This is a genomic window from Salegentibacter maritimus (assembly GCF_016236915.1).
Classification (GTDB): domain Bacteria; phylum Bacteroidota; class Bacteroidia; order Flavobacteriales; family Flavobacteriaceae; genus Salegentibacter; species Salegentibacter maritimus.
Genome location: NZ_JAEHOK010000029.1, coordinates 1 through 26,818, shown reverse-complemented (window position 1 = coordinate 26,818; position 26,818 = coordinate 1). Strand labels below are relative to the sequence as shown.

Sequence of the window (26,818 nt, the reverse complement as noted above, 5' to 3'; positions counted from 1 at the left end):
TTTCATAAGAGGCGTCAAAATTAGCCAATTATTTTGAATACAAAAGCTTCGTGCCACTTAAGTGGTAATTTTTAGCGCTTTATAAATAAGATTTAACTTGATTATCAAATTGATAATTAATTTTTATTGCAGCCGGCGAGAATTACTTTTTTGGAAATAATTTGAAACAAAGAAGATAACTATTATCTAATCGTCTTACCTTTGCATCATAAAAATTATTAAAATGGCACATAAAGCAGGATTTGTAAATATTATAGGGAACCCAAATGTGGGCAAATCTACCCTTATGAATGCTTTTGTAGGTGAAAAGCTATCTATTATAACTTCTAAAGCTCAAACCACGCGCCACCGTATCTTGGGAATTGTAAATGGCGAAGATTTTCAAGTGATTCTAAGTGATACCCCGGGAATTATTAAACCGGCCTATCAATTACAGGAATCTATGATGGATTTTGTGAAATCGGCTTTTGAGGATGCCGATGTTTTGATATATATGGTTGAAATTGGCGAAAAGGAATTAAAAGATGAAGCTTTCTTTAATAAAATTATTGCTGCCGATATCCCTATTCTTTTGTTGCTGAATAAAATTGATAAATCTAACCAGGAAGAATTAGAGAGCCAGGTGCAATTATGGAGAGAAAAAGTGCCCAATGCCGAGATCTTCCCGGTTTCTGCATTAGAGGGATTTAATGTAAAGGAGGTTTTTACTAGAATTATTGAATTGTTGCCTGAATCTCCTGCCTTTTATCCAAAAGATACGCTTACCGATAAACCCGAACGTTTTTTTGTAAATGAAATAATTAGGGAAAAGATTTTAATGCACTACAAAAAAGAAATTCCGTATGCAGTAGAAATTGATACCCAGGAATTTTTTGAAGAAGATGAAATTATTAGAATGCGAAGCGTAATTATGGTAGAACGCGATACGCAAAAAGGAATCATTATAGGCCATAAAGGTGCTGCTTTAAAAAGAGTGGGAGTAGAAGCCAGAAAAGACCTTGAGAAATTTTTTGGAAAACAGGTGCATTTAGAGCTTTATGTGAAAGTAAATAAAAATTGGAGAAGCGACCAGCGCCAGTTAAAGCGCTTTGGGTATAATGATTAAGAGCTTCAATTTAATAGTTCAAATAACTTCCGCTTTCTAAGTTTCGGGTAAACCGGAATTTTTACACTAATTTTGCAAACAAATAAAAAAGGCCTTCAGAAAAGTCATGTTTTCGTCAAGCCAAACTTGTTTCAGATTCTATTATCTTTTTGATTTTTAAGAAATTAGATTCCCGATGAAAAATCGGGGTAGACTCTGAAATAAATTAAAGGCGATGTATAGCGTACTTGGTAGAATGAGTCTTATAGTTTTAGAATCATTTGTTTTCTGAATATATTCAGGAAATAAAACCTCCAGGAGGTATTAAAGATAAATATTATGGGCAATATCGTAGCCATTGTAGGAAGACCAAATGTTGGGAAATCTACCTTTTTCAATAGGTTAATTCAACGCCGTGAGGCGATTGTAGATTCGGTTAGTGGGGTAACTCGCGATCGCCATTATGGAAAATCAGATTGGAATGGTCGAAATTTTTCCCTTATAGATACCGGAGGTTATGTGGTGGGAAGCGATGATATTTTTGAAGCCGAAATAGACAGACAGGTTGAGCTGGCTATAGAAGAAGCTGATGCTATTATTTTTATGGTAGATGTAGAAAGTGGTGTAACTCCTATGGATGAAGATGTGGCGCAATTACTTAGAAAAGTAGATAAGCCGGTTCTTTTGGCCGTTAACAAGGTAGACAATAACAAAAGGCTTGAAAATGCTGTAGAATTTTATTCCTTAGGCTTGGGAGAGTATTTTCCTATTGCCAGTACAAATGGTAGTGGTACAGGAGATTTATTGGATGCATTAATTGCAGCCTTACCGGTAAACGAAGCCGAAGAAGAAACAGAATTGCCAAGGTTTGCCGTGGTGGGCCGTCCCAACGCAGGGAAATCGTCTTTTATAAATGCATTAATTGGGGAAGAACGTTATATTGTAACAGACATTGCGGGAACTACCCGAGATGCTATGGATACACGGTATAACAGGTTTGGATTTGAGTTTAACCTGGTAGATACCGCCGGGATTAGAAGAAAGTCAAAGGTGAAAGAGGACCTTGAGTTTTACTCGGTAATGCGATCGGTTAGGGCTATAGAAAATTCAGATGTATGTTTGTTAATCTTAGATGCCACAAGGGGTTTTGATGGGCAGGTTCAGAATATTTTCTGGCTGGCGCAACGAAACCGAAAAGGAATCGTGATTTTGGTTAATAAATGGGATTTGGTTGAAGATAAAAAGACCAATACCATGAAAGAATTTGAAGCCATGATTAAGCGTGAAATAGAACCTTTTACCGATGTTCCTGTAATCTTTATGTCTGTTCTAACCAAACAACGTATTTTTAAAGCCATAGAGACTGCAGTAAAAGTTTTTGAGAATCGCAGTAAAAAAATTAAAACCCGTGAGCTTAACGATGTGATGCTGCCAATAATTGAGCAAAACCCGCCGCCGGCTTATAAAGGTAAATACGTGAAAATTAAGTTTTGTACGCAATTGCCTACTCCACAACCACAATTTGCTTTTTTCTGTAATCTTCCTCAATATGTTCGAGATCCTTATAAACGATTTATAGAGAATAAATTAAGGAATGAGTTTGACCTAACAGGAGTGCCAATTTCGGTGTATTTTAGGAAAAAATAAGTTTTCGGTTAAACTATGTGATAAATTAGGAGTCTAACTATCAATATAGTTAGTGAGGTGATATTTATTTCCTCAATTTATTCATAGTTTAACACCCAAATTCTACATGAGATTTTTCTTTTCTTTTGCCTTGCTTATTCTGGCAGGGAACTTAACGGCCCAAAATTTCGAAATTAATGGTAAAGTAACAGGACCGCAGGGGGAACCGTTAGAATCTGCAACGGTATACCTGGAAAAACCTGTAGATAGTAGTTTAGTTACTTATACAATTTCAGATAATTCGGGGACTTTTCAACTTGCCGGTAATGAGAAGCTTGAAACCGCCAAGCTACTTGTTTCTTATGCGGGTTTTAAAACTTATAGCCAAACAGTAGAAATTGGTGAAAAACTCAATTTGGGTACTATAAAGATGCAAATAGCCGATAATGCATTAGATGAAATAACAATTACTTCCTCTCGCGCTCCGGTAACGATTAAAAAAGATACCCTTGAATTTAACGCCGCCTCTTTTAAAACTCGTAAAGATGCAAATCTTGAAGAATTGTTAAAAGAACTTCCGGGTGTGGAAGTAGCTACCGATGGTAGTATCACGGTTAATGGAACCTCAGTTTCACAAATTAAGGTAAATGGAAAAGAGTTTTTTGGGGACGACCCTAAAATTGCTACTAAAAACCTTCCGAAAGAATTGATTAATAAATTACAGGTGGTAGATAGTAAAACCAAATCTGAGGAATTTACCGGAAAAGAAGGGGATGCCGAAAATAAAACTATCAATATAACCATAGATGAAGATAAAAACCGTGGATTTTTCTCCAGGCTTACCGCCGGTGGCGGAACCAACGAACGCTATGAATTAAGCGGAATAGGTAATTATTTTAAAGATGATTTACGGGTAAGTCTCTTAGCGAGTTCCAACAATATAAATTCTTCGGGTTTTTCTTTTGATGAGATTTATGACTCTATGGGGCGAAATGCTTATTCTATTTCCAGAAGTCGTGGGGGTAGTTTTAGTGTAAACGGTAATAGTTTTGGTAGCGGAAGCGGTATTACCAGGTCTGATAATGCCGGCTTTAACTTTGTAAATGAGTGGCCACAAGAAACCGAGCTTTCCTCCAATTATTTTTATAGCCGCGCCGATAATATTACTGAAAGTAAGACTCAAAGAGAAAATATTTTACCTGATAGAAGGTTCTTTAACAATTCAGAATCTAGTGGGCAGCGTCTTAATAACAATCATAGGTTTAGTTTAGGGTTTGAAATTCAACCAGACACGCTTACCAGGATTTCGGTGAGACCAAATATTAATACTAATAACGGTCGCTCTTCCAATCAATCCTTTACAGAATCGATAGAGGAAAACGGTACGCCTATAAACACTGCTTTAACCGATAATTATTCTGAAGTGCATAGTGTGAATTTTTCTAATCGATTATACTTTACCCGTAAATTCGGTGAAAATGGAGGTTACTACAGTTTAGGTTTTAATAATCAGAATAATAACAGGTCTCAGGATAATAATTTCTTTTCGGAAAGAGAGATTTATAACCAGCAAGGAGAATTAGAAAGAACCGATGTGCAGGATCAATTAATTTCTGAAGAAAATACCGATAATAATTATGGAATAAATGTTAATACCCGTATACCAATTACCGAGGGCTTAAAATTGGATGTAAGCTATAATTTCGATAAAAGAAATGGCCGTAATGAGCGCCTGGTTTATGACGGGGATGATGAAGGAAGTTACACCTTGTTAGATGATGAATTGAGTAACGATTTTGTTTCAGAATCTTTTGAGCATCGTCCCAGTTTGGGGCTTGCCTATAATAGCGATAAGTTAAGGGCACATGTTTCGGGTGGTTTTCAAAGTATTCGATTAAAAAATAAAGACCTTTTTACCGAAACAAGCATAGATAATACCTACGAAAATCTATTTGCTAATGCTTATTTTAGACTTAATTTATCACAGGGTAAATCTATTTATTTTAATTACCGGAACTCCTGGGAAACTCCGTCACTTTCGCAATTGCAGCCGGTAACCAATACCATAAACCCTCTAAATATTATTACCGGTAACCCAAACCTACGCCCCGCTTTAAGAAATAGGTTACACCTTAATTTTAATAATTTCGATTTTAAAACACGCTCTGGCTTTTATGTTTATTTGGGAGCGAATTTTATTAATAATAAAGTGGTTAGTAGAAGCTCTATAGATCAGGATTTAGTCAGAACCACTACCTATACAAATGTAGATGGTGCTTATAATTATTATGGAGGAGGTACCCTGGACAAGACATTTGAGTTGCAGAAAGAAAGTTCTATAAAAGTCAAAACCGGACTTTACGGTAATTTCGATAAAAATATAGGCTTTACAAACGAACAGCGTTATTCTTCCAAGAGCTTACGCTTTACGCCAAGTTTAAACCTGGAGTATAACTTTAGGGATTTGGTGACTATAGAACCTTTTTACAGTATCGAGTTTGTAGATGCTGAATACAGTTTTAACAATAGGGAAGAGAATTATAAGAATCAAAATATTTCCCTGGCGCTGACTTCCTTTTGGCCTGAAAAATTTGTGATAGGTAGCGATATCTCCTACCAAACTATTGGTAATGCCTCGCCGGGATTTCAGAATTCTTTTTACCTGTGGAATGCCAGTTTAGGTTATGAGATTTTTGGGGAAGACGGTGTACTAAAAGTAAAGGTTTTTGACTTGCTGGATCAAAATATAGCTACACGTAGATTTACTGGAGACGACTTTATTCAGGATACCCAGCAGCTTGTTTTGGAACAATACTTTATGCTTAGCTTTACGTATAAAATCAGCAAGTTTGGCGGAAAAGATCCAAATAATAAGAGAGGAAGAAGGTAGCATTAATTTACCTTGATATTTGCTCCCCTCCTTGCAAGAAGGGGATGAATTCAGCAGCGCTGAAGAAAGGGGAGGTTTCACATTCTAATTGATTTTTTGGGAAAATAACCCCTCCGGCCTGTGGCCACCTCCCCTTGAAAATAAGGGGAGGACCCGTATGCTTTTTAAAATAAACTCGGTTAGATCAAAAAATCATTTAAACTGGAAATCGAAAACTGACACCGTTTTACTGCTAACTGCTTACTTAATTACTGCAAACTGGAAATTACCAGCTTCCACCGGCACCGCCGCCGCCGAAGCCTCCGCCGCCGAAACCGCCACCAAAGCCGCCTCCGCCGCCAAAACCTCCACCGGAGCTGCCTCCGCCAAAAGTGCCACGCCCAAGAGAGCTTAAGATAATAGCGTCTAGAAAAGTATCTCCTGCGCTTCTACGGCCACCATTTCTACCGCCACCGCCACGTCGTTTAAAAAACGAAATAATAATGATCACAAAAATGATTAGCATAACAATTCCCTGAAGCGGAAAGCCTCTTTCTGAATTTCGGGATTGCGGTGTGCCTTTAAAAGTGCCCGATAATACCTGGAAAATTGCGGTAGTTCCGGCATCAAGACCATTGTAATAGCTCCCGTTTCTAAATTGAGGGAGAATTACCTGTTCAATTATTTGTTTACTACGGGCATCGGTCATATACTCTTCAAGCCCGTAACCGGTTGTGATCCAAATTTTACGATCGTTTTCGGCAACCAGTATCAATAAGCCATTATCTTTTTCACTTTGTCCTATACCCCATTCCTGAGCCCACTCTGCAGCGTATACGCCTTCATACTCTCCTTGTAAAGATTTTATTGTGGCAATTACAATTTGGGTAGAGGTAGTATCAGCATAGTTAATTAACTTCTGCTCCAACTGATTTTCTTCTGAGACAGATAAAATATCAGCTCCATCATAAACACTGGTTTCTTCTGCCGGTTTAGGCGGAATGTCCCGTTGTGCATAGATGGACCCCGAAAAAACGAGGAAAAACAGAAATAGTAATTTGAATTTTTTGGTGAATTGTGGCATTTATCCTTTTGAAATTTCGTTGGAGAGTTCGTCTCGTGTGTCTTCACTCCACGGGAAGTGTTTTTTAAGTTGCTGGCCTGCGGTTAGAATTCCGTTTACCAGGCCTTGCTTAAATTCTCCTTTTTTAAATTTATCTACAATGGCATCTTTAGTGCTTTCCCAAAAATTATCGGGAACTACGTCGTTAATGCCTTTGTCGCCATAGATCACAAAGTTATGATCTTCTACGGCAACGTAAATAAGCACGCCATTATCATGTTTGGTATTATCCATCTTTAGAAGGTGAAAAACCTCCATAGCGCGCTCAAAAATATCTTTTTCGCCGGTAGTTTTTTCCAGGTGAACCCTTACCTCGCCAGAGGTATGGCTCTCTGCTTTTCTAATGGCTTCAATGATCTCCTCTTCGTCTTCTTTGCTTAAAAAATCTTCAACTTTACTCATTGTTTTTAAAAATCAAATTCAACATCGGGTGCGTTTTCTGCACCTTCTTCAGCTTCAAAAGTCGCTTTTCTTTCAAATCCGAACATTCCGGCAAAAATATTATTCGGGAATTTTCTAATATAGGTATTGTATTGTCTTACCGCTTCGTTGTACCGGTTTCTGGCTACGCTAATTCGGTTTTCGGTTCCTTCTAATTGCGATTGTAATTGAAGGAAGTTTTGATTCGATTTAATATCGGGATATCTTTCAACCGAGACTAAAAGCCTTGATAATGCTGAAGATAATCCGCCTTGTGCCTGTTGGAATTGCTGAATTTGCTGCGCATCTAAATTCCCCGCATCTACATTTACTGAAGTGGCTTTGGCACGGGCTTCAATAACGTCGGTAAGTGTTCCTCGTTCAAAATCGGCTGAACCTTCTACGGTACTCACCAAATTTGGGATAAGATCACTTCTACGCTGATAGGCATTTTCTACATCGGCCCAATTCTTTAAAACGCTTTCTTCATATTCTACCGCGGTATTATTCACGCCAGCCGTAAGGCTATAAACTATAATACCCAGAACTACAATAACTATTACAGGAATTAACCATTTTTTCATTTTATAACTGATTTTTAAGATTGATTAGTTTAGCTTTTACCCCTTCCAGTTTCCGAATTATCTCGAAGTTACTAAGGGTTTTTTGTTTTTCTTCTTTTAAATGTGTTTTTGCACCTTCTAGCGTAAATCCGCGTTCTTTAACCAGGTGATATATAAGTTCTAAATTCTTAATATCTTCGGGAGTGAACTTACGATTGCCCTTGGCGTTTTTTTTGGGTTTAATTACATCAAATTCCTTTTCCCAAAAGCGAATTAAGGAGGTGTTTACCTTAAAGGCTTCAGCAACCTCGCCAATGCCATAATATCTTTTATCGGGTAAGTTAAGGTGCATTAATCTAGCGATTGGTTTTCTTGTTGTGCTTTTTCCAGAACTTTGTCAAATTCTTCGGGCGATAGATGGCCGTAATAAAAGTTAATAGGATTAATGCGCCTATCATCCTTAAAGATTTCATAGTGTAAGTGTGGCGCCTGAGACCTGCCGGTACTTCCTATATAACCAATAATGTCACCCCGCTTTACACGCTGGCCAACCCTTACATTATATTTGTATAAATGGGCATAAAGGCTTGTGTAGCCATAGCCATGATCTATTCTTATATGGTTTCCATACCCGGTAGACCTGTTGTCGGCCCTGGTTATACGGCCATTCCCGGTAGCATAAATAGGAGTGCCACGAGGAGCGGTAAAATCCATCCCATGATGAAATTTTCTTACTTTGGTAAAGGGGTCGGTTCTCCAGCCGTACCCTGAGGCAATTCTGCTCAGGTCTTCATTCTTTACAGGCTGTATGGCAGGAATAGAAGATAATAAACTCTCTTTTTCTTTTGCCAATTCGGCGATTTCATCTAAAGATTTAGATTGCACCACCAATTGCTTGCTTAGAATGTCCATTCGTTTTGTGGTTTCAATAATCAATTTAGAATTATCAAAACCTTCCAGGTCTTTATAGCGGTTTATACCACCAAAACCGGCAAGTCTTTGCTCTTCGGGAATTGGGTTGACTTCAAAATAAACCCGGTAAATATTATTGTCCCTATCCTCAATATTGGCGAGTACATTCTGGATTTGCGTCATTTTTTTATTGAGCAAACCATATTGAAGCTCCATGTTTTGAAGTTCGCGTTTTAAAGCTTTTTCTTTTGGGGTTTCAATTTGCGGAATGTTTAAATAAATAACCAGTAAAAGAAAACCGGCCAGGAAAGACCCTAAAATACTAAGCAATACAATCCCTGTGCGGCGGCCTTTTCGGCGCTCGATTTTTTTATAGGATTGCGTCTCACTATCGTAATAATATTTAACCTTCGACATGAGTCAAATTTATGCTATTTTTGCCAACAATACTAAGCAATTACCATGCTAAGTTAAGTTTGGTAAACGAACAAATATAAGAAATTGTTGCAGCACCAACACAATTAATAATTTTAGATTCGATTAAGTAGATGAAATCTCAGGAAATAAGAAGTCAGTTTTTACAATTTTTTAAGTCCAAATCCCACAAAATAGTACCTTCGGCACCCATGGTGTTAAAGGACGATCCTACCCTTATGTTTACCAATGCAGGGATGGTGCAGTTTAAGGAATATTTTTTAGGAAATAGCGAGCCTGCCAGTCCTCGTATTACCGATAGCCAAAAATGTTTACGGGTAAGTGGTAAACATAACGATTTGGAGGAAGTGGGCATGGATACCTACCACCATACCATGTTCGAAATGCTTGGTAATTGGAGCTTTGGCGATTATTTTAAGAAAGAAGCTATACATTGGTCCTGGGAGTTATTGACCGAAGTTTTTAAAATTGCTCCCGAAAATCTATATGTGTCTGTTTTTGAAGGAAGCAAAGAAGATAAATTAGGCCTGGATACCGAGGCTCTTGATCTTTGGAAAGAAATTGTTCCTGAAGACCGAATTGTCTATGGCGATAAAAAAGATAATTTCTGGGAAATGGGAGAGCAGGGTCCGTGCGGACCTTGTTCCGAAATTCATATAGATATTCGTTCTGAAGCTGAAAAAGCTAAAAAACCGGGAAAAGAGCTGGTAAACGAAGATCACCCGCAGGTAGTAGAGATTTGGAACCTGGTTTTTATGCAGTACAATAGAAAAGCCGATGGTTCCCTGGTAGAATTGCCTGCGAAGCATATTGATACCGGAATGGGCTTTGAAAGGCTGTGCATGGTATTACAGGGAAAACAATCTAATTACGATACCGATGTTTTTACCCCCCTAATTGCTAAAATCGAGAAAATTACTAAAGCCGCCTATGGGAAATCAGAAAAAATAGATATCGCTATTAGGGTAATTGCAGATCATGTAAGAGCTGTAGCTTTCTCTATTGCCGATGGGCAGCTACCTTCAAACACAGGTGCAGGTTATGTAATTAGAAGAATTCTAAGACGTGCTATTCGTTATGGTTTTACGTTTTTAGAAACTAAAGAGCCATTTATTTATAAATTGGTAGATGTTTTAAGCAAGCAAATGGGTGAGGCTTTCCCCGAACTTAAATCTCAAAAAACTTTATGTGAAAATGTTATTAGGGAAGAAGAACAGTCTTTTTTAAGAACATTGGATCAGGGCTTGGTTTTACTGGAGCATATAATTTCAGAAACAAAAGGAAAAACTGTTTCGGGTGAAAAAGCATTTGAGCTTTACGATACTTTTGGCTTTCCTATAGATTTAACCGCTCTTATTTTACGAGAACGCGGATTTGATCTTGATCAAAAAGAATTTGAAATTCAGCTTAAAAAACAAAAAGATAGATCTCGTGCGGCAACCCAGGTTACAGCCGGAGATTGGGAGGAATTAAACCCGGTAAATGCTGAAGCATTTGTGGGCTATGACCATCTGGAAACAGAAACCCAAATTGCCCGCTACCGAAAAGTGGAAAGCAAAAAAGGTACATTGTTTCAAATTGTACTTACACAAACTCCTTTTTACCCTGAAGGCGGTGGCCAGGTTGGAGATAAAGGTTTCCTGGTAGATGATAAAAACAACAAGATCAACATTACCGATACTAAAAAAGAGAACAATTTAATTGTGCATTTTGCTAAATCTCTTCCTAAAAACCCTAATGTTAAACTTAAAGCAGTTGTAAACGCAAAAAATAGGGAAGCCACTGCTGCCAACCATACTGCCACACACTTATTGCACCAGGCTCTTCGGGAAGTTTTGGGAACCCACGTAGAACAAAAAGGTTCTTTGGTTAAAGGCGATTATTTGCGTTTTGATTTTTCTCATTTCAGCAAGGTAAATAAGGAGGAGCTTGAACAGGTAGAGAAACTGGTGAATAATCGTATTAGCGAGCAATTGCCATTAGAAGAACATAGGAATATCCCATTTAAAGAAGCAGTAGATAAGGGGGCTTTGGCGCTTTTTGGTGAAAAATATGGGGATGCGGTTAGAGCTATTCGTTTTGGCGAGTCTATGGAGCTTTGCGGAGGTACCCATGTAAAAAACACTTCAGAAATATGGTATTTTAAAATTACTGCTGAAGGTGCTGTGGCTTCCGGTATACGTAGAATTGAGGCTATTACCGGGGAAGCTGTAAAAGATTATTTTGCTAACCAGGATGAGGTTTTGGAACAAATAAAGGCCGAATTGAAAAACGCTAAAGATCCGGTTAAGGCGGTAAGTACTTTGCAGCACGAAAATGTGGCTCTAAAAAAGCAGATAGATTCTTTGTTAAAAGATAAAGCCAAAAACCTAAAAACCGAATTAAAATCTGAAATCTCAGAAATTAATGGGGTGAATTTTCTTGCTAAACAAGTAGATTTAGATGCCGGGGGCATTAAAGACCTGGCTTTCCAGCTTGGCAACGAATTTGAAAACCTATTTCTTTTATTCGGGACCGAGCAACAGGGGAAAGCGCTTTTAAGTTGCTATATTTCTAAAGATCTGGTGAAAGAAAAAGATCTACATGCCGGGAAAATTGTAAAAGACCTTGGGAAATATATTCAGGGGGGTGGCGGTGGCCAGCCGTTTTTTGCAACTGCCGGCGGTAAGAAGCCCGAGGGGATAAAAGAGGCGTTGCAAGAAGCGCAAGCCTATTTAAAATAAAATATGTGACTGTCTGAAAAGTCTATTTTCCCCAATCTTAATCTGTTCCAACCTTTAATATGTTTGGTAGGTTAGGTGTTTAAAAAACTACCTGATAGAGCGAGTAGGTTTAGGATAATAGGTTTAAAGCCTTTTCAGACAGCTTCTATATAATTCTATGGAATTCAGGAGTAAAATACCTATAGCAAGGGCAGAACCTAAAATAGACTATAAGTCTAAGGTTTTTCTTGTGGGCTCCTGTTTTGTGGAAAACATCGGTAAAAAGCTGGATTTTTATAAGCTTCAGAATTTACAGAACCCGCTGGGTATTCTGTTTCACCCTATAGCTATTGCAAATTTTTTTCAAAAACTTCACAGAGCTGAAGCATATACTAAGAGCGATATTTTTGAATATCAGGAACGTTGGCATTGTTTTGATGCGCATTCGTCTTTAAGCCATCCTGATGCCGATGTGTTATTAGAAAACCTAAATTCAGCATTAGAAAATGCCCGTGATTTCCTTCAACAAAGTTCTCATGTGATAATTACATTGGGGACGGCGTGGAGTTATTATCATTTAGAAAGCAAGCAAAGGGTAGCGAATTGTCATAAAATCCCACAAAAAGAATTCAGAAAAGAATTGCAATCAGTTGGCGAAATTGAAGCATCATTGCGTAGTACCCTTATGATTTTAAAAGAAATTAATCCTGAGGTTGCGGTAATTTTCACGGTTTCTCCAGTGCGGCATAGTAAGGACGGGTTTGTTGAAAATCAACGTAGCAAAGCACACTTAATTACTGCCGTTCATAGCATCATAGAAAATAAAGAATTTGGGGTTGGAAATTCTTATTTTCCTTCGTATGAGCTTATGATGGATGAGCTTAGGGACTATAGGTTTTATGCCGAAGATATGCTGCACCCTTCACGAGTAGCTATAGATTATATTTGGGAGCAATTTATTATTGCCTGGTTTTCGGAAACTTCTTTGCCTGTTTTAAAAGAGGTGAAAAATGTTCAGAATGGTCTGGCGCATCGGCCCTTTAATCCTAATTCTAAAGCACATTCCCGTTTTCTGGAGAAATTACAAACACAAATTTATAAGCTTAAACAGCGCTATTCGCATTTGGATTTTTAATTAAAATCTATTAAAAATAATATTTAATAATTTTTCTTTCTTGACTTTATATAGAAATATTTTGTATTTTTAATTAAGATTTGAGGTGTAAAGTATTGAAAATTAGGAGCTGAAAAGTTCATTTTTTTTAATCGGTATCTTGATTCTTTTCTAGAATTTGTTGGGGTAGATTTTAGAAATTTTTAAAACTTATGGACGGGTGGGGCCGTCCATAAGTATTTTATAGGGCTAAAGTATTCTTCCAAAATCTCAAAATTCGCAATCTTTGTACCTTTAGAAAAAATTGATACATGAAAAATTTTCTTTTTGGTGCTTTCCTGGTATTACTGGTTGTTTTTGGGGTTCGTTATTGCGAAAATAAAAATCAGGAAAGAGATGAATTAGAAGAAAGTACGGCCTTGTTGCAGCAACAAATAAAAAATGTTGGTAAGCTGGTTGTTACCGAGGGTACTTTCTCCCAGGTGTATTCTTATAAGAATTCTAAAAAGTTTTATCTCGATATATTTTCAGCTCGAAAAAAAGCTCTAATTATTGTGAATGCCTCGGTAACAGTTTCATACGATCTTAGTAAACTGAAAACAGAGATTGATGAAGACAATAAGATTGTGCGTATTACTGAGATTCCGAAGGAAGAAATTAGTATAAATCCCGAGATTAAATATTATGATGTGACCCAGGATTATTTAAACCAATTTGATGCGGCAGATCATAATAAAATCCGAAACCGCATAGATACCTCTATTCGAGAAAAAGTAGAAGCATCTTCTTTAAGGTCTAATGCCCAAAATAGGCTAATTAGCGAGTTACAAAAAATATATATCTTAACTAATTCTATGGGATGGACCCTACAATACAAAGAGAAAAATTTTAGTAATTCAGAAGAGCTGGAACAAATTAAACTGTAAATTATGCTACCGAATACCCGAGGTTTAAAACTTGTAAACCATGTTTAAATAAATTCAAAATTAATTTTTGACCAATTGGCTATTTATAAGATTGACGCCTCCATCAATTAAGTGCGCAATATCGGGTCTTCGGGATTTTACGAGTTCTAAGTTTTGTAAAGCCTCTTTAGCGAGTTTTTCGTCTTTACCTACTGCCAGTTCGTAAATTTCAACCGAGAGTAGCCAGTCTTTTGGATGCTCTTTTTGTAGAAGCTCTAATCCAGCATCCAGCGAGAATTTTGCATTTTTTCCTTCCCTAATATTCCTAACCGAAGCATAAAGTGAAGCAAGTTCCTCACGTTCTGGGGTACTCTTGCTTTTAATGGTTGTACTCGATGTTTTATGTGTAATTAAATCGAAGGAAAGATTATCTGCCGGGCCGGCAAATGCCGAAATGACTTCTTTACCAATAGCCATATCGTAGTTGCCCCATTCGGGTTTAAAAAGAATCTCCTGGTTGTAAGTGACCTTACAATTTTTAAGACTTATTAGAATTATTTTTCCCTGGAGGTTTCGGGTACCGGTAATAATTTCTCCGGCTACGTTTATACCTCCTTCAAATTCCAGTTCTATTTTTTTTCCTTCATAGATTCCATAAGCACTAAGATCTCTGGGGCTCATATCTTCTATGGCTAAATTGATTCCTTTTAAAGTGCCAATAGGAGATCCGAATCCGTTTGGATGGTTCTTTACGCCGTGGCCAACCAATTCTTTCTCGCGGTGAGAAAGGGCGGTTTTTCCCGAGGTTTGGATATAAATTGGCTTGCCTTCATGTTCAATAACTTTCGAGAAATCTCCCGAAATTTGCAAACCGGTGCTTAATTCTATAGAACCCAAATTTTTAGAATTAATCAGCTTTTTTATACCTTCAAGTCCACCTCTTCTTAGCGCCATTTTATTGGCAAACTCTTCCAAAACCAAACTTAAATGGGCAAAGTCTGGTGTTATATATAGTTGAGGTTGAGGTTTGGTGATATCGAATTCCTGTTTGCAGGCTTCTATAGAATAAGGTATTTTCTTTACTTTATCTGTCATACACCAGGCGCTTTCTCCAATAGAGGATAAAAGGCCGGCGCCATAAATTTTAGGATTCTCAATACTTCCAATTAACCCGTACTCTACCGTCCACCAATGCAGATTTCTTATTTGGGCCATTTCACTAAGTTCGGCAGTTTCATTTTGAAGCTTATCTACTTTTTTTTCGGCTGCTTCAATTTCTTCCTGTGGTGTGTCTTCGGCTTCTTTTATGATGGAGAGATGTCTTATAGCTTCATAGATTTCATAATCCCTGGCACTGGAAATGGCCTTGCAACCAATTTCGCCAAAACGCCTAAGGTATTCGGCGTATTCGGGATTGGCAATAATAGGCGCGTGCCCTGCACCTTCATGAATAATATCGGGTGCCGGGGTATATTCAATATGTTCCAGCTGCCGTATATCGCTGGCAATCACCAAAACATTAAATGCTTGAAATTCCATAAAAGCGGCGGGCGGAATAAACCCATCTACCGCTACAGCTGCCCAGCCAATTTCCTTTAATATCCGGTTCATTCCATACATATTTGGAATATGATCTATAGAAATCCCCGTTTGTTTTAGGCCCTCTAAATAAGATTCGTGAGCCACTTTACTTAGATAATCAACATTTTTGCGCATTACATAACGCCAAACCGCATGATTTATAGGAGAATAATCATCGTAATTTTGTGGTTTTATATATTGTTGAAGATGGGCCGGCAAGCGGTCTAAAATCGCATTAGATTCAACGTTATCGAGCATAATTATCATTAACTAAAATTCAATATAAAGATAAGAAATTAAGCTGAAATTTATAAAATGTCAATGAAATATGCTTAAAAATAAAAACGTCCCTGAAAAAGGGACGTTTTGTTGAGAAAAATCTGTTGGGTTATTTGTTGATTTCCGGGGGATACTTTTCCAGTATCTCCCTAACAATTTCGTTTATTCTTTCCTGTTTTTTATCTACATCACTTGCTAAAGCGGCTGTTCCCATTCCCTGCCAAACCAATTCTTTTTCCTCAGCATCAATAAGATCTATGTAAAGAGTGCCTTCACTGGTACGGTTTACCGTGTTAAATCCAGAGCCCCAGTACCATGGGTGCCAACCCCAGCCATATCCCCAACCTACCATATTGTTTTGGTAGATGTTTATATTTTCATTGGTTTTTGTAAAAATACTAACCAAAAGGTCTGGGTTCTCTGATTTTGTAAAACCTTTGCGCTGCATCTCTGATTCTATTGCTCTAAGAATTCTTTTTTTATCCAAATCTGAAATTTCAGCTTTGTCTATTCCGGGCTTAAAGAATGCGAAACTCTTGTATTGGTTAAAGTTTACCTCTCTGTCGTAATCTGAGGCAACTTGTACGCTGCTGCACGAGGTTAGCAGGATAGCCAACAGTAAAAAAACCGGAGTAATTTTTAAGACTTTCATAAAATATAGTTTTAGGTGTTAATATCAAAGAGAGCCGGATCTACCAGGTTTGGGATAGTTACTTTTAGTTTTGGCTCCATTTGCATAGCCCTTTTTGCAGTAAAAACTGCTTCTTTGTTTCGGGCCCAACTTCGGCGTGCAATTCCATTGTTAACATCCCAGAAAAGCATAGATTTTAAACGCTCTTCCGACGCTGTATTACCTTCAAGAATCATACCAAAGCCACCATTAATCACTTCGCCCCAGCCAACACCACCGCCGTTGTGAATACTAACCCAGGTGGCACCTCTAAAACTATCACCAATTACATTTTGTATGGCCATATCGGCTGTAAACTGCGAGCCATCATATATATTAGAGGTTTCCCGGTAGGGGGAATCTGTTCCCGAAACATCATGATGATCACGACCTAAGATAACGGGGGCAATTTCCCCCTTGCCAATAGCATCATTAAAAGCTTTGGCAATTTTCATTCGGCCTTCGGCATCTGCATAAAGAATCCTGGCTTTAGATCCCACTACCAGTTTGTTTTCTCTGGCCCCTTTTATCCATTTTATATTATCGGCCATTTGCTGCTGAATTTCTTCCGGTGAATTTCTTTTCAGTTCTTCTAAAACTTCGGTAGCAATTTTATCGGTTTTGTCAAGATCTTCTTCTTTTCCTGAAGCACAAACCCATCTAAAGGGGCCGAAACCGTAATCAAAACACATGGGTCCCATAATGTCCTGTACATAACTGGGGTATTTAAAATCTTTTCCATTTTCGGCAAGAATATCGGCTCCCGCCCTTGAAGCTTCCAGTAAGAAGGCATTTCCGTAATCAAAGAAATAAGTGCCTTTGGAGGTATGTTTATTAATTGCCGCGGTTTGTCTTCTTAAACTTTCCTGTACTTTCTCTTTAAATTTTGCGGGCGCTTCGGCCATCATGGTATTGGCTTCGTTTAAACTCAAATCTGCCGGATAATAACCACCAGCCCATGGATTATGCAATGAAGTCTGATCGCTACCTAAATCGATATAAATATTTTCTTTTTCAAAATATTCCCAAACTTCTACAATGTTTCCCTCGAAAGCTATAGAAACAACTTCTTTGTTTTCTTTGGCCTGTTTTACCCGTTTTGCAAGGAAGGCTACATCAGAGATTACCTCATCTACCCAACCCTGGCTATGGCGGGTTTGTATTGCTTTTGGGTTAATTTCGGCGCATACGGTAATACAGCCGGCAATATTTCCTGCTTTTGGCTGGGCACCGCTCATGCCGCCAAGGCCAGAGGTGACAAATAATTTTCCTTCCAGGCCTTCTCCCGATTTTGATATTTTTCTTCCGGCATTTAAGACCGTAATAGTGGTGCCGTGTACAATACCTTGTGGACCAATGTACATGTAGCTTCCGGCCGTCATTTGTCCGTATTGTGTTACGCCAAGTGCATTAAATTTTTCCCAATCATCGGGTTTTGAATAATTTGGGATCATCATTCCGTTGGTAACCACCACTCTGGGAGCATTCTGGTGAGAAGGGAATAAGCCCATGGGATGGCCCGAATACATAACCAGGGTTTGGTCGTCTTCCATTTGGGCTAAATACTGCATAGTGAGCCGGTATTGCGCCCAATTTTGGAAAACCGCCCCATTACCACCGTAAGTAATCAATTCTTCGGGGTGTTGCGCAACTTCGGGGTCAAGATTGTTTTGAATCATGAGCATAATTCCTTTTGCCTGGGTACTTTTCCCTGGATATTCCTCAATACTACGGGCATACACGGCATAGTCTGGCTTTAGCCTATACATGTAAATTCGGCCATATTGTTCCAGTTCATCTTTAAATTCCGGTAATAATTCCTGGTGATGCTCTGGTTTAAAATAACGCAATGCATTTTGAAGCGCAAGTTTCTTTTCCTCAGCATTTAGAATATCTTTGCGCTTTGGAGCGTGATTGGCTAAGGTTTTATATTCTTTTTTTGGAGGGAGTTTAGCCGGGATTCCCTGTAATATTTCAGCTTTAAAGTCCATTAAATTATAATTTACAATAAAATTCAATATTAATAAGAAATGTTAAGTTTATAAGTTTTAAATTTCATTTTCTATAAACTTAGCACTCTTTTAAAGAAATATATTATGAAATATGTTACAATTATTCTCTGTCTATTTTGTTTTATTTCCTGTAAGAATCAGGAAAAGGAACCTGAAACTAATGTTGAGGAACATACCATAGAGGATGTGGGTTTTAAGCCTGATAATGCACATAATTCGCAAAATTCGTTGGATTGGGCCGGGGAATATAAAGGGACTTTGTCTTGTGAAGATTGCGAGGGAATTGAAACCAGAATTCTCTTACAACAGGATTTAGGCTATGAACTTTCACAAAATTATATTGAAAGATCAGAAACACCTGTAAGTATCAACGAAACCGGAGAGTTTAAATGGGATAAACAAGGGAATACCATTAGTTTGGGAAAGCACCAAAAGTTTTACTTTCAGGTAGGTGAAAATTACCTGTTACAGCTTTTTGAGGATGGAACCAAAGTTATGGGGGATTCTGCAATGAAGTATCGGCTTACTAAAATAAATAACTTATAATTGTTTGCCGGTTTTTTTATCGAAGCCATAAGGGCAATGCCGGCAACCACTCTCGCAGCAATAACCCCGTTTTAAATGATATTGCTCGGTAAAACAACGATAACCTTCTGGAGTTGTGTAGTAATCTCCTTCTTCTAAGGGAATTCTTTTTCTGGAAAAACTCATATTGCAAAAGTACAATTTCTTAACTTCCGGGCGTGATTCTAATTGTTAACAAATATCTACTGGGAAAATCTTTTAAAGGTGCAAGCTTATGGCCTTTTGTGATTTTGAAGAATCACGATCTTAAAAGAGATGAGACTTTTATTAATCACGAAAAAATTCACCTTAGGCAACAAATAGAATTACTAATTATTCCTTTTTATGCCTGGTATTTATTGGAATATCTTTTCCGATTACTACAATATAGAGACCGTTTTTTAGCCTATAAAAACATTAGTTTTGAGAGGGAAGCTTACACGCAGGAGGTAAAGGAAAACTATTTAAGTGAGCGAAAATTCTGGGCATTTTTAAAATTTGTATAGGTGATTAGTCTTAGAATTTAGACCTTTGCGCTATGGCAAATCCTTTAAATTTTAATGTTGAAGTTTCTTCTGAAAATCAATTTATTACCGAATTTAAAAACGGAACCTCCCTTTATCTAAAACGAGAAGACTTGCTGCATCCTGAAGTTTCCGGGAACAAATTTAGAAAACTAAAATATAACATTTTTGAAGCTGACAAGCAGGGAAAAGATACCTTACTAACTTTTGGCGGGGCTTACTCCAATCATATTGCGGCTACCGCGGCTGCAGGTAAACTTGCCGGCCTAAAGACTATAGGAGTTATTAGGGGGGAGGAATTAGGTGAGAATTTAGGGAAAACACTTAAGCAAAATGCAACTTTAAATTTTGCCCATTCCTGTGGAATGCAATTTTACTTTGTTTCCCGGGGTGATTATCGAAAAAAAGCTGATTTGGAGTTCCGGCAGCATTTGAGCGAAAAATTTGGGAATTTTTATTTGGTGCCTGAAGGAGGAACCAATGCATTTGCGATAAAAGGTTGTGAAGAGATTTTGAGTGCTAAAGACAAAGAGTTTAATTATATAGCCGCCTCAGTAGGAACGGGAGGTACACTTTCGGGCTTGATACGGGCATCTTCCGAAAATCAAAAAATCCTGGGTTTTCCCGCTTTAAAAGGTGATTTTCTTTCCGAAGAAATTAAAAAGAATGGCGTTAAAAATAATTGGGAATTAATACTAAACTATCATTTTGGTGGTTATGCCAGGATAGATTCGCAATTAATCAATTTTATTAATAAATTCAGGGAAAAATATCAAATTCAGTTAGATCCGGTATATACGGGAAAGTTAGTTTTTGGTATTTTTGACCTCGTAAAAACTGGATATTTTCCTTCCGGGAGTAAAATTCTGGCAATACATACAGGAGGTTTGCAGGGAATTATGGGAATGAACAGCTTTTTAAAAAAGAAAAATTTGCCTTTAATCAATTACTAAGATGAGATTTAACCGGTTTTTTATTTTGTTTTTCTGTGCACTATTTGCGGTTTCGTGTGGAAGCAAGAAAAAAGTAATCACCACTAAAAAAGAAGGGGTTATTACTAAATCTTCCGAAAATAATAGGATTGAAGGGGTGAAACCACTGGGAGGTACACCCAAATTACCACCGGTAAACCCACGTTTATACACTGTAGAAGATTATATTAGGGATTTTGCAGCGGTTGCCATGGAAGAGATGCGACTTTATAATATTCCGGCAAGTATCACCCTGGCGCAGGGAATACTGGAGTCTGGCGGAGGTAAAGGAGATTTAACCATGCGTTCAAATAATCATTTTGGGATAAAATGTCACGACTGGAAAGGAGCCCAGGTATATCACGATGATGATGCCCGGGGAGAATGTTTTAGAAAATATAAAGATGCCCGTTATTCGTATAGGGACCATTCTCTTTTTCTAACTGAAAGAAAACGTTATGCCGCCTTGTTTGATTTAGATAAAGACGATTATAAAGGTTGGGCCAGAGGCTTAAGAAAAGCGGGCTATGCCACAGATAGAAAGTATCCCGATAAATTGATAAGCTTGATAGAGCGCTATAAGCTTTATAAGTTTGATGCAGATGTATTAAAAAGGCCATCTCCAAGTTATACCTATACTCCCGAAGAGCCAGAATCGGTTACATACCGGGTTAAAAAGGGAGATACCTTATATGCAATTGCCAAAAAACACAATACTACGGTAGAAGACTTACAACGATTTAATAATTTAAGAGATACCAATATTAAGGTTGGACAAAAGTTGGTAATTATCTCTCCAGAATAAAAAAACAATGATTTATAAAAGAAGTAGCGAGTTGTTCGCTTCGGCGCAAAAAGTGATTCCCGGCGGAGTGAACTCTCCGGTAAGGGCATTTAAAGCAGTAGGTGGAGATCCCATTTTTATTAAGAAAGCCGAGGGACCTTATTTGTATGATGAAGACGGAAATAAATTAATAGACTATATAAATTCCTGGGGTCCCTTAATTTTAGGACACGCTCACAAACCAGTAATAGATGCGGTAATTGCGATTGCAAAAAAAGGAACTTCTTTTGGAACTCCTACCGAAATTGAGACTAAAATCGCAGAATTAGCGGTGAAAATGGTGCCTAATATCGATAAGATTAGAATGGTAAATTCGGGTACCGAAGCTACGATGAGTGCAGTGAGACTTGCTCGCGGATTTACCGGGAAAGAAAAGATTATCAAGTTTGCCGGTTGTTATCACGGCCATAGTGATTCCTTTCTAATTCAGGCAGGGAGCGGTGCTGTTACTTTTGGTACTCCAAATAGTCCCGGTGTTACCCAGGGAACGGCAAAAGATACCTTGCTTGCTAAATACAACGATCTTGATAATGTAAAAAAACTTGTTGAAGCTAATAAAGGCGAGATTTCCTGTATAATCCTGGAACCGGTTGCCGGAAATATGGGCTGTATACCCCCTAATGAAGGTTTCCTGGAAGGCTTGCGAAAAATCTGTGATGAAACCGGGATTCTACTTATTTTTGATGAGGTAATGACAGGATTTAGGCTTGCTCCGGGAGGAGTTCAGGAGCGAATGGGAGTAAATGCTGATATTGTTTGCTTTGGGAAAGTGATTGGTGGTGGTTTGCCCGTGGGAGCCTTTGCCGCCAGGAACGAAATTATGGATTACCTGGCACCGATTGGCCCTGTGTATCAGGCGGGAACCCTTAGTGGAAACCCACTAGCGATGGCTGCAGGTTTAGCTATGCTTAAAGAACTGGATAGTAATAGGGAAATTTTTGAAAGCATAGATAAAAAGACCGCATACCTTCACGAAGGAATGGAAAAAGTGCTGTTGCAAAATAATATAGATTTCAGCATTAATAGAGTGGGGTCTATGATCTCGGTACATTTTGGAAAAGAACCTGTAACCGACTTTGCTTCGGCTGCTGAATCGGCCAATTTAGGTACTTTCAATAAATTCTTCCATGGAATGTTGGAAAACGGAGTTTATATCGCCCCAAGTGCCTTTGAAACCTGGTTTATAAGCGATGCCCTTTCTTATGATGATTTAGATAAGACCATTGAGACTGTAGATAAAGTTTCGAAAACGCTATAATAATTTGGCATTTTATGTATAGAAAAGCTCCACAATTTGTGGGGCTTTTCTTGTTTATAGGCAAACTATTTTAAATGCCTATGTAAATTAAAAATATCCTTAAAAAGAGCGATATATCATGAATTTTAACGATTTAAATTGCTTTTTGCCGATTAATTTCTTGCTTTTCTGAAATATAGTTTCTTAAAAATTGTAGGAACTATAAGGGTTGAGGATAGCTTCACTCTATAAAGGGGAAAAATCCCCTAATATTTTAAAAGTTAATAGTATTTTAAATGCAGTATATTTGTTAAAAATTTTATAAAGAATAATTTTTTTTACATTTTTTTGCTAACGCCCCCTGGTTAACCTATGACTTCTTCCAATTTCTGTAAAGTCCCATTACAGGTTTCCATTTAGTATTAGTGAATATTTTATTGCTTTAAACTAGCCGTGTTTAAGGTAAAACTGAATTTAGTATTTGACAATTAATAGTATTAAAAATATAGAATTATGGTTCCTTCCAACTCACGTAGAAAATTTATACGAACAGCAGGACTTGTTTCGGCTGGCTTTATGCTGGTTACACCCGAAAGTATTCATGCAGTGGGCAATGAGTCGTCTCCTTTTCTTGGGTATAATCCTTATGCCGATTCTGTTACAGATATGCGCAAATCTTTAAATCCAGGAGACCACATTAAGGTAACCGGGAAAGTTTATGGCCGGGAGGGTTTGCAGGAACTTTCAAATGTTAAACTTGAGGTATGGCATCTCTCTCCCGGGATAAAAAAGTATAGACATCAAGCTCAATTAACATCAAATGAATTTGGAGAGTATCAGTTTTTAACTGATATGCCGGAGAGAGAAGTGGGAAAAGGAGCCAGAATTTATTTTAAGGTAACAACGACCAATCGCTCTTATTTTACCGAATTATTAATTGGAACTTACAACGCTTATATCACAGGAGATCATTGGGAGCAGAACAAATGCCTGGGAGACTTGATGCAGCCTCTTAAACAACAATCTACTATTCAATTTAATCTAGCTATTTAATTTTTAAAACTATTATTATGGAGCCACTTATAGGACAAATTATTTTATTCGGAGGAACTTTTGCCCCAAGAGGTTGGGCCTTTTGTGAAGGACAACTATTAGCAATTTCCCAACACACAGCATTGTTTTCAATTTTAGGTACCACCTATGGTGGAGATGGAAGAACTACTTTTGCGTTACCAGACTTGAGGGGTAGAACACCAGTTCATTGTGGAAGAGGGCCTGGTTTAAGTGATTATAGGTTAGGTGAAAAGGGAGGGGATGAAGAGATATCAATTTTAGAGTCTAATTTACCACCACACCAGCATGAAATCAACTCGGCTGCAGAAGGTAATACTGATGAACCTACCAACAATTTTATTGCAGGGGCAGGAATCAACTCTTTCTCAACTACAGATAATGCGAAGTCAAGGTCTACCGGAAGTACTGGTGGAGGACTACCTGTAAATAATAGGCAGCCCTATATAGCAATGAACTATATTATTGCACTATCAGGTATTTTTCCTTCCAGGAACTAGTTGCCTCTAAATTCCAATCTAACCCAATTTTTATGAAAAACTTTACTTTTTTTGTGCTGATGCTGCTCTCTTATTGGGGTGTGGTAGCACAAACAGTTTTAGGCCCGGGCGATCTGGCTTTTATAGGTACCAATTCTGACGGTGCTACTTACGATCAGGATACCTTTGCATTCGTTTTGCTAAAGGATATAGACGCAGCCACACAAATAAAATTTACGGATCGGGGTTGGAATGATGCCAACGGATTTTTCGATACACCGGGCGATAGTCAATTTACCTGGACTTCTGGAATAGAGAGAAGTGTGGGAGATATTATAGTTTTAGATGGAACAAATTTATACCCAGCCTCGTACAGTACAATTGGGGATCAAATTTTTGCTTATCAGGGGTTAGATGTATTACCTGTTTTTATTGCCGGTCTCCATACCAATGTTACGCCGGGTTCAACAGACTCTAATTGGGATGGAGCTGCAACTTCTAATTCAACTTCGGCTTTACCAGATCAATTAGAAAATGGTTTAAATGCTATGCGTTTTACCACTGAATATGATAATGGGCAATACAGCGCTATTTCTGCCGGTGGTAATTCTTATGCAAGTCTTGAAGAAATACTAGCTAAAGTTAATAATTTAGATAATTGGAATTTTAGCAATACAACATCTTACAATCCCCCGGCAGAACCTGGGATAGAATTTGTATTACCAGCGCCTTGTATTGCTCCCGAAAATGCTGTTTTATCTTTATCAGCAAACAATATTTGCCCGGGTAGTTCAACAACAATCAATATAAGTGGTAATTTGAACGATGCTGCAGAATGGGTGATTTATACAGATTCTTGCGGAGGTAACGAGATAGGTAGAACCACAGGTGCTTCTTTTGAAGTAACTCCACCAAACGGGAATACTACCTATTATGTACGTGGAGAAGATGGTACAGGATGTGTAGATGAAACTATAGGAAGCTGCGCTACAATCACAGTAAATGTAGAAGATAATACTCCGCCTTCAATTACTTGTCCGTCTGATATTGAAATTGATAATGATGCGGGAACTACTGTTACTTATAGCAGTCCTTTAGCAACAGATAATTGTAACATACCACAACCGGCAAAAGCAAATTTCACTTCCTTAGGAGGATTTAATGGTAAGTTCTATTATCTTTCCAATGATTCATTCGACCCGGAAGGGGCATTCTCTGACGCTGAGTCTAATGGCGGAAATGTGGTGGCTATAAACGATGCTTCAGAAAACAATTTTGTGAATTCATCTTTAAGTACTTCAGGACTTGGTACAGTAATGATAGGATTTACAGACATCGCAAGCGAAGGTAATTTTGTTTGGAGAAATGGTGAGGCCGTTTCTTATACCAATTGGAACACAAATGAACCAAACAACAGTAATAATGAAGATTATACCGAGTTAATTATTTCAAATGGAAAATGGAATGACTTTCCAAATTATACCAGAAGGTATATTTTGGAAACTAATCAAGCTACGCAAACCGCCGGACTTCCAAGCGGTAGTGAATTCCCTATAGGAATTACCAAAAATACTTTTGAGATAACTGATGCAAGCGGAAATAAATCTACCTGTAGCTTTAATGTTACCGTTAATGATGTGGAAGCTCCTATGGGATATACAGTAAGTATAGACCAGGCTGAAATTAATGAAAATAATCAAACAAGTATTAGTTTTACCTTTGCCAATGCAGAAGTAGGAACTACCTATAATTATACCTTTAGCAGTGATAACGGAGGGACTAACGCGACTGGTTCAGGTGCTATTGCTTCGGCTACAGATCAAATTACAGGGATAGACCTTAGTGATCTTGAGGATGGTGATATTACATTATCTGTAACCCTTACCGATGCTTCCTTAAATGAAGGAGCGGAGGTAACAGATTCTAAGCTAAAAGCTACAAATGAAGCACCGGTTGCAGTATGTAAATCATTTACCGCTCAATTAGATGCTTCCGGAAATGTAACAATTTCTCCGAACGATATAGATGGAGGATCTAGTGATGATAAAGAAGGATTTGTCTTATCAATAAGTCAAGAAACTTTTGATTGTTCTAATATTGGAAAGAATACGGTAGAATTAACAATAACCGATTCTAACGATCTTAAAGATACTTGTACGGCAACAGTAACGGTAGAAGATAATGTGGCGCCTGTTGCTTTAACCAAAAACATCACCGTACAACTTGATGCAAATGGTACAGCTACTATCGCTCCAGCTGATATTGACAATGGCTCTAATGATGCCTGTGGTATTGCAGACCTAAGTTTGGATATCACTGAATTTAGTTGTGAAGATGTTGGTAAAAACACGGTAACTCTTACCGTCACAGACAACAATGAAAATGAAACGACTGCCACTGTAACAGTAACGGTAGAGGATAATGTGGCGCCGGTTGCTTTAACCAAAAACATCACCGTACAACTTGATGCCAATGGTACAGCTACTATCGCTCCTGCTGATATTGACAATGGTTCTAATGATGCCTGTGGTATTTCCAGCCTAAGTTTGGATATTACCGAATTTAGTTGTGAAGATGTTGGGGGTAACATAGTGACCCTGACCGTTGTGGACAACAATCAAAATGAAACGACTGCCACGGCAAAGGTAACGGTAGAAGATACTATCGCTCCTATTCCTAATATAGCAAACCTTGAAGATATAATTGTTAAATGTGAAGTTTTTCCAGGTAGGATTACCGCTCCAACAGCTAAAGATAATTGTTCAGAATTAACTGCGACAACGTCAGATCCGCTAACATACAACGAAATAGGATCTTATGTTATTACCTGGAG

The 26,818-nt window shown here is 38.0% G+C and carries 23 protein-coding genes; 14 read left to right on the top strand and 9 right to left on the bottom strand.

Features of this window, described 5'->3' with window-relative positions:
- The first annotated feature begins 223 nt into the window (after positions 1-223).
- From era to I6U49_RS15465, 3 genes are all read left to right on the top strand, one after another.
- The gene (gene era, locus I6U49_RS15475; protein ID WP_193712353.1) at positions 224-1,105 is read left to right on the top strand and encodes a GTPase Era; all 882 of its coding nucleotides are present in this window, start codon (positions 224-226) and stop codon (positions 1,103-1,105) included.
- A 318-nt stretch (positions 1,106-1,423) separates the two neighbouring features.
- Positions 1,424-2,731: a ribosome biogenesis GTPase Der gene (gene der, locus I6U49_RS15470; protein ID WP_193712354.1), complete on the top strand. Its 1,308-nt coding sequence runs from the start codon at positions 1,424-1,426 to the stop codon at positions 2,729-2,731.
- Positions 2,732-2,837: 106 nt separating this feature from the next.
- Positions 2,838-5,600, top strand: a complete 2,763-nt coding sequence (locus I6U49_RS15465; RefSeq protein WP_198629508.1) for a TonB-dependent receptor — start codon at positions 2,838-2,840, stop codon at positions 5,598-5,600.
- A 265-nt stretch (positions 5,601-5,865) separates the two neighbouring features.
- Here I6U49_RS15465 and I6U49_RS15460 read toward each other — a convergent pair whose 3' ends face one another.
- Genes I6U49_RS15460 through I6U49_RS15440 form a run of 5 tightly spaced genes read right to left on the bottom strand, consistent with a single transcriptional unit; the run spans position 5,866 to position 9,014 of the window.
- Complete coding sequence (locus I6U49_RS15460) at positions 5,866-6,663, bottom strand: TPM domain-containing protein (RefSeq protein ID WP_198629507.1); 798 nt, start codon at positions 6,661-6,663, stop codon at positions 5,866-5,868.
- A complete protein-coding gene (locus I6U49_RS15455) occupies positions 6,664-7,104 on the bottom strand; it encodes a TPM domain-containing protein (RefSeq protein WP_193712357.1) in 441 nt (146 codons plus the stop codon). It lies immediately after the preceding gene.
- A 5-nt stretch (positions 7,105-7,109) separates the two neighbouring features.
- Complete coding sequence (locus I6U49_RS15450) at positions 7,110-7,706, bottom strand: LemA family protein (protein WP_193712358.1); 597 nt, start codon at positions 7,704-7,706, stop codon at positions 7,110-7,112.
- Position 7,707: 1 nt separating this feature from the next.
- Positions 7,708-8,037: a MerR family transcriptional regulator gene (locus I6U49_RS15445; RefSeq protein ID WP_079722071.1), complete on the bottom strand. Its 330-nt coding sequence runs from the start codon at positions 8,035-8,037 to the stop codon at positions 7,708-7,710.
- Positions 8,037-9,014, bottom strand: a complete 978-nt coding sequence (locus I6U49_RS15440) for a M23 family metallopeptidase (protein WP_193712359.1) — start codon at positions 9,012-9,014, stop codon at positions 8,037-8,039. Before I6U49_RS15440 ends, I6U49_RS15445 begins: the two co-directional genes overlap by 1 nt.
- A 131-nt stretch (positions 9,015-9,145) precedes the next feature.
- On the opposite strand from I6U49_RS15440, the gene alaS reads away from it, so the two are divergent.
- From alaS to I6U49_RS15425, 3 genes are all read left to right on the top strand, one after another.
- Positions 9,146-11,755 (top strand): alanine--tRNA ligase, encoded by a 2,610-nt coding sequence (gene alaS / locus I6U49_RS15435; protein WP_198629506.1) that lies wholly within the window; start codon positions 9,146-9,148, stop codon positions 11,753-11,755.
- 157 nt (positions 11,756-11,912) lie between these two features.
- Positions 11,913-12,869, top strand: a complete 957-nt coding sequence (locus tag I6U49_RS15430; RefSeq protein WP_198629505.1) for a GSCFA domain-containing protein — start codon at positions 11,913-11,915, stop codon at positions 12,867-12,869.
- A gap of 290 nt (positions 12,870-13,159) precedes the next feature.
- Positions 13,160-13,774 (top strand): DUF4230 domain-containing protein, encoded by a 615-nt coding sequence (locus I6U49_RS15425; RefSeq protein ID WP_198629504.1) that lies wholly within the window; start codon positions 13,160-13,162, stop codon positions 13,772-13,774.
- A 60-nt stretch (positions 13,775-13,834) separates the two neighbouring features.
- On the opposite strand, the gene I6U49_RS15420 is transcribed toward I6U49_RS15425, so the two are convergent.
- From I6U49_RS15420 to I6U49_RS15410, 3 genes are all read right to left on the bottom strand, one after another.
- Complete coding sequence (locus I6U49_RS15420; protein ID WP_198629503.1) at positions 13,835-15,592, bottom strand: aromatic amino acid hydroxylase; 1,758 nt, start codon at positions 15,590-15,592, stop codon at positions 13,835-13,837.
- A gap of 130 nt (positions 15,593-15,722) precedes the next feature.
- Positions 15,723-16,265 (bottom strand): DUF4136 domain-containing protein, encoded by a 543-nt coding sequence (locus tag I6U49_RS15415; protein WP_198629502.1) that lies wholly within the window; start codon positions 16,263-16,265, stop codon positions 15,723-15,725.
- 11 nt (positions 16,266-16,276) lie between these two features.
- The gene (locus tag I6U49_RS15410; protein ID WP_198629501.1) at positions 16,277-18,274 is read right to left on the bottom strand and encodes a urocanate hydratase; all 1,998 of its coding nucleotides are present in this window, start codon (positions 18,272-18,274) and stop codon (positions 16,277-16,279) included.
- A 105-nt stretch (positions 18,275-18,379) separates the two neighbouring features.
- Here I6U49_RS15410 and I6U49_RS15405 point away from each other — a divergent pair, with 105 nt between their 5' ends.
- Positions 18,380-18,841: a copper resistance protein NlpE gene (locus tag I6U49_RS15405; RefSeq protein WP_193712366.1), complete on the top strand. Its 462-nt coding sequence runs from the start codon at positions 18,380-18,382 to the stop codon at positions 18,839-18,841.
- Here the strand turns inward: I6U49_RS15405 and I6U49_RS15400 are convergent.
- Positions 18,836-19,006: a DUF5522 domain-containing protein gene (locus tag I6U49_RS15400; RefSeq protein ID WP_193712367.1), complete on the bottom strand. Its 171-nt coding sequence runs from the start codon at positions 19,004-19,006 to the stop codon at positions 18,836-18,838. The two genes, I6U49_RS15405 and I6U49_RS15400, sit on opposite strands and share 6 nt — an antisense overlap.
- A 32-nt stretch (positions 19,007-19,038) precedes the next feature.
- Here I6U49_RS15400 and I6U49_RS15395 point away from each other — a divergent pair, with 32 nt between their 5' ends.
- The 7 genes from I6U49_RS15395 to I6U49_RS15365 form a co-directional block, all read left to right on the top strand.
- The gene (locus I6U49_RS15395; RefSeq protein ID WP_193712368.1) at positions 19,039-19,365 is read left to right on the top strand and encodes a hypothetical protein; all 327 of its coding nucleotides are present in this window, start codon (positions 19,039-19,041) and stop codon (positions 19,363-19,365) included.
- 32 nt (positions 19,366-19,397) lie between these two features.
- Entirely contained in the window at positions 19,398-20,336 is a 939-nt protein-coding gene (locus I6U49_RS15390; RefSeq protein WP_198629500.1) for a 1-aminocyclopropane-1-carboxylate deaminase/D-cysteine desulfhydrase, read from the top strand.
- A gap of 1 nt (position 20,337) precedes the next feature.
- A complete protein-coding gene (locus I6U49_RS15385; protein ID WP_198629499.1) occupies positions 20,338-21,159 on the top strand; it encodes a glucosaminidase domain-containing protein in 822 nt (273 codons plus the stop codon).
- A gap of 7 nt (positions 21,160-21,166) precedes the next feature.
- The gene (gene hemL / locus I6U49_RS15380) at positions 21,167-22,456 is read left to right on the top strand and encodes a glutamate-1-semialdehyde 2,1-aminomutase (RefSeq protein ID WP_198629498.1); all 1,290 of its coding nucleotides are present in this window, start codon (positions 21,167-21,169) and stop codon (positions 22,454-22,456) included.
- 492 nt (positions 22,457-22,948) lie between these two features.
- Complete coding sequence (locus tag I6U49_RS15375) at positions 22,949-23,488, top strand: hypothetical protein (protein WP_198629497.1); 540 nt, start codon at positions 22,949-22,951, stop codon at positions 23,486-23,488.
- Positions 23,489-23,505: 17 nt separating this feature from the next.
- The gene (locus I6U49_RS15370; protein WP_193712373.1) at positions 23,506-24,006 is read left to right on the top strand and encodes a phage tail protein; all 501 of its coding nucleotides are present in this window, start codon (positions 23,506-23,508) and stop codon (positions 24,004-24,006) included.
- 32 nt (positions 24,007-24,038) lie between these two features.
- The coding region (locus tag I6U49_RS15365; RefSeq protein ID WP_198629496.1) for an HYR domain-containing protein at positions 24,039-26,818 on the top strand (2,780 nt) is incomplete at its 3' end.